Below are 4,353 nucleotides of genomic sequence, written 5' to 3'. Positions count from 1 at the left end.
CCGGCCTGGAGGCCACCGGCGCGGGGGAGATCCGGCTCGGCGCACCGGCGACCCTCGCGTTCTGGCGGGCCGAGGCCCTGGAGGTGCAGGTCCCGGACGGCCGGGTGCAGGCGTGGAGCACGGACCCGCGTGCCGGGACCCCGCTGCTGCCGGCACTGGGTCCGGACGTCACCCCGCCGTCGTGCGTCCGCGTCCTCCGCGAGGGTGAGGTGCTCCACGACGAGCTCGAGTGAGGGCGACGTCCGCGGTGGCGGCCCAGGCGCGGGGTAGGACGACACGCCGGACGACACGCCGTGCACGGCACCGCGACCCGGCCCGGTTGCAGGCCTGTCACCAGCCGCAAGAGCGCTGACCTGCGCAGGCGTCGCCTTGACGGGATCGGGGCGAGCGGTAGGTTCGGTGGGTCCCTCCTCAGGGAGGACCCCGGCTAGGCCCGCGTGCTCAGTAGACAACGGGCGCGTCCGCACGGACCGTCCGGTCCGAAGGGCACGCGGGTCTGCCGGTCGGGTGCACCGTCTACCCTGGTGGTGTGCCGTTCCCCCCACCGCGCCGCCGCACGACCCTGCTCCTGGCCGCCCTCGCAGGCCTCGTGGTGGACGCCGGGTTCCCCGGGCTGGCGTGGTGGCCGCTGACGTTCCTCGGCATGGGCCTGCTGTTCGTGGCCCTGGGGCGGGACAGCGCCTGGTGGAACGCGCTGGTCGGGCAGGTGTTCGGGCTGGCGTTCTTCCTGCCACACCTGACGTGGGCCGAGTACGCGGTCGGCCCGGTGCCGTGGTTGGCGCTGGGCATCGCGCAGGCGGGCTTCGTGGCCGTCTTCGGTGCCGCGTGGACGTGGGCCAGGCGCGGTGCGGCGACCTGGGAGCGCGCACGGCTGCAGGTGCCGGTGTTCGCGATCCTGTGGGTCGGGGTGGAGGAGGCGCGCTCGGTCCTGCCGTTCGGCGGGTTCCCGTGGGGGCGGCTGGCGTTCTCGCAGGCGGACTCCCCGATGGTGGCCTGGGCCTGGGTCGGCGGTGTCCCCGTGGTGTCGGCGCTGGTCGCCGCGGTCGGGGCGCTCGTCGGGCTGGGGCTGGTGGCCGCCCGGTACGTCGACGTCGGCAGGGCCAGCGGCACGGTGGTGCTGGCCTCCGTGCTGGTGGTCTCGGGACTGGTGATCCCCCTCGACACCCGTGCGCAGGACGGTGACCTGAGGGTCGGTGCGGTGCAGGGCAACGTGCCGGACGAGGGGCTGGACTCCTTCCAGCAGGCCAGGGAGGTCCTGGACAACCACGTCGCGGGCACCCATGCGCTCCTGGAGCAGGTGGGGCCGGGTGATCTCGACGTGGTGCTGTGGCCGGAGAACGGGTCGGACATCGACCCGCGCGCGGACGACGGCGCGGCGCTGCTGATCGGCGGCGCGGCCCGTGCGTTGGACGCCCCGGTGCTCGTCGGGACCGACAACTTCCCCGAGGAGGGCGGCCGGCTCAACACCTCGCTCCTGTGGGACCCGGAGCTGGGTCCGGTGCACTCCTACGCCAAGCGGCGCCCCGCACCGTTCGCCGAGTACATCCCGATGCGGGACGTGGCCCGCCGATTCTCGGACGCCGTGGACCGGGTCCGCACCGACATGGTCCCGGGCCAGGAGGTCGGGGTGGTGCCCGTGGACGTCCCACGGCTGGGACGCGAGGTGCCGCTGGCCGTGGGCATCTGCTTCGAGGTGGCCTACGACGTGCTGATCCGTGAGGCGGTGCAGCAGGGTGGGCAGGTCCTGGTGATCCCCACCAACAACGCGACCTTCGGGCGCACGGACGAGTCGACCCAGCAGCTGGCGATGTCCCGGCTGCGTGCGGTGGAGCACGGGCGCGCCACGGTGCAGATCTCCACGGTGGGTGTCAGCGCGGTGATCACCCCCGCAGGTCTGGTGCGCGAGGAGACCGAGCTGTTCACCGCCGCGCAGATGGTCGACACCCTCGCGCTGCGCTCGAGCCTGACGCCCGCGACCCGGTTCGGGTCGGCGATCAGCTGGACGGTCCGGGCGCTGGCGGTCGTGGTGTTCCTCGCCGGGGCGGTGGGCGCCGCACGCGTGCGGCGGGACGATCGACGCGCCCCCGACCAGACCCGCTACGGTCGGTGACATGGAGCATGGACACGATGACGTCTCCCGCCCCCGGACACTGGTGATCATCCCGACCTACGACGAGGCTCGGACCCTGCCGGTGACCCTGGACCGCCTGCGAACGGCCGTGCCGTGGGTCGACGCCCTGGTGGTCGACGACGGCAGCCCGGACGGGACCGGGCAGATCGCCGAGGACCTCGCCCAGGACGACCCCGCCGTCCACGTGATGCACCGCACCGGCAAGCAGGGGCTGGGCACCGCCTACGTCGCGGGGTTCCTCTGGGCCCTGGAGCGTGGGTACGACGTGGTGGTCGAGATGGACGCCGACGGGTCGCACAAGCCCGAGCAGCTGCCGCTGATCCTGGAGGCGCTGGACGACGGCGAACCGGGACCGTCGCTCGTCATCGGTTCCCGGTGGGTCCGGGGCGGCGCGGTCGAGAACTGGCCGCGGCACCGGGAGGTCCTGTCCCGTGGCGGCAACACGTACACGCGCCTGTGCCTGGGCATCCCGGTGCGGGACGCGACCGCCGGGTTCCGGGCCTACCGCGCCTCTGCGCTGAGAGCGATCCCACTGACGGAGGTCGCGTCCCAGGGGTACTGCTTCCAGGTGGACATGGCCTGGAGGGTGGTCCGGACCGGGGGAGCGGTCCGCGAGGTCCCGATCACGTTCGTGGAACGGACCGAGGGGCACTCGAAGATGAGCAGGGACATCGTCGTCGAGGCGCTGTGGCGGGTCACCGTGTGGGGTGCCCGCCACCGGAGCCAGCAGCTGCGGGACGCGCTGAGGGCCGTCACCCGGCGGTGACGGCCCTCGTGAGTCTGCTCGGTCCGTCAGGCCGAGCGGCGCAGCTTGCCGGCCCGGAGCAGCTCCAGGCGCTCGGCGAGCAGGTCCTCGAGCTCGCTGACGGTCCGGCGCTCCAGGAGCATGTCCCAGTGGGTCCTGGCGGGCTTGCCGGGCTTGGCCTCGGGCTTGCTCGCGTCGCGCAGCAGCGCCTCCTTGCCGCAGCGGCACTCCCACACCACCGGCACGTCCGCCTCGGTGGAGAAGGGCAGGATGATCGTGTGCCCGTCGGGGCAGTCGTACTGGGCCTGGAGCCGAGGGGCGAACTCCACGCCCTGCTCGGACTCCATGCTGTTCGCGCCGATGCGCATGCCGCGCAAGGATCGGTCAGCCATCGTGTGGCCTCCGTTCTGGCCGCTGGGTGCGGGCCGCCGAGGGTGCTCGGCCCGCTGGTCTCCGGTCAAGAATGCTCGGACGTGTGTCGTCGCTCACCTGGCACAACGTCGCCGGTGCCGCCGGTGTTCCCGGGTGCCCGGTGAAGGTCCCGTGAACGTCGTCACATGTCTGCTGGTCCATACCGTGGCGTGCGGGCAGGTGCCGCGCAACCGCTGGCGGCCGTGTTCACCCGCTCGACGGGTCGTGCGGGAGCAAGGGCTGGTGGACCACGACCCCGTCGGTGAACATCACCCCGTCGGCGAAGCGTGCCTGGACCCGGCCACCGCCGAACTGGTCGGCGTGCAGACGCGCGTAGAGCCCGTCCTGCTGCAGCAGGGAGTCGTGGGTGCCGGTCTCGACCACGCGCCCCTCGTCCACGACGGCGATGAGGTCGGCGTGCCTGATCGTGGAGAGCCGGTGGGCGATCGCGATGGTGGTCCGTCCCTGCACGGCCGTGGCCAGGGCCTCCTGGACCAGCCGCTCGGAGCGTGAGTCGAGCGCGGACGTCGCCTCATCCAGGACCAGGACCCGGGGGTCCTTCAGCAGCACCCGGGCGATCGCCAGGCGCTGCTTCTCACCGCCGGACAACCGGTACCCGCGTTCACCGACGGTTGTGTCGTAGCCGTCCGGGAACGCCATGACGCGGTCGTGGATCTGCGCTGCGCGTGCTGCCTCCACGAGCTGGGCGTGGCTGGCGTCGGGGCGGGCGTAGCGGAGGTTGTCGGCGATGCTGGCGTGGAAGAGGTACGGGTCCTGGGTGACCATGCCGACGGCGTCGGCGACGCTGTCCAGCAGCAGGTCGCGCACGTCGTGGCCATCGATCGTGACCGAGCCGCGGTCCACGTCGTACAAGCGGGGGAGCAGGTGGGTCAGGGTCGTCTTGCCGGCACCGGACGGGCCCACCAGGGCGGTGAGCGAACCTGCCGGGATGCGCAGCGACACGTCCTGCAGGACCCAGGCGGGCTCGGGCTGAGGCGCGGGGGCGGGGACGGCACCGGTCCGGGCGCGCGTCCCACCGCCACCGGCTGCGTGGGCCAGGCCGGCA

Annotated in this window: 4 protein-coding genes and 1 pseudogene; 3 read left to right on the top strand and 2 right to left on the bottom strand. The window is 73.1% G+C overall.

Features of this window, described 5'->3' with window-relative positions; all coding sequences use genetic code 11:
• The 3 genes and pseudogenes from N869_RS17915 to N869_RS13180 all read left to right on the top strand — a co-directional run.
• Window positions 1-233, top strand: a pseudogene (locus N869_RS17915) (hydrolase); the annotation flags it as partial.
• Between the two features lie 296 nt (window positions 234-529).
• A complete protein-coding gene (lnt, locus tag N869_RS13185) occupies window positions 530-2,110 on the top strand; it encodes an apolipoprotein N-acyltransferase (RefSeq protein ID WP_035062352.1) in 1,581 nt (526 codons plus the stop codon).
• Window position 2,111: 1 nt separating this feature from the next.
• Entirely contained in the window at window positions 2,112-2,897 is a 786-nt protein-coding gene (locus N869_RS13180) for a polyprenol monophosphomannose synthase (protein WP_035062351.1), read from the top strand.
• A gap of 26 nt (window positions 2,898-2,923) precedes the next feature.
• Here N869_RS13180 and N869_RS13175 read toward each other — a convergent pair whose 3' ends face one another.
• A complete protein-coding gene (locus N869_RS13175) occupies window positions 2,924-3,268 on the bottom strand; it encodes an RNA polymerase-binding protein RbpA (protein ID WP_035062350.1) in 345 nt (114 codons plus the stop codon).
• A gap of 226 nt (window positions 3,269-3,494) precedes the next feature.
• Window positions 3,495-4,353: ABC transporter ATP-binding protein (locus N869_RS13170; RefSeq protein ID WP_156968553.1), on the bottom strand; the 859-nt coding region annotated here is incomplete at its 5' end.

The sequence above is a fragment of the Cellulomonas bogoriensis 69B4 = DSM 16987 genome (assembly GCF_000767165.1).
Taxonomy (GTDB): domain Bacteria; phylum Actinomycetota; class Actinomycetes; order Actinomycetales; family Cellulomonadaceae; genus Actinotalea; species Actinotalea bogoriensis.
This window is presented reverse-complemented; position numbering and strand designations above follow the sequence as displayed.

Excerpts from the sequence above, each read along its gene's own strand:
- N869_RS13180 (WP_035062351.1), top strand. The coding sequence starts at position 2,112 with ATGGAGCATGGACACGATGACGTCTCCCGCCCCCGGACACTGGTGATC.
- N869_RS13175 (WP_035062350.1), bottom strand. The coding sequence starts at position 3,268 with ATGGCTGACCGATCCTTGCGCGGCATGCGCATCGGCGCGAACAGCATG.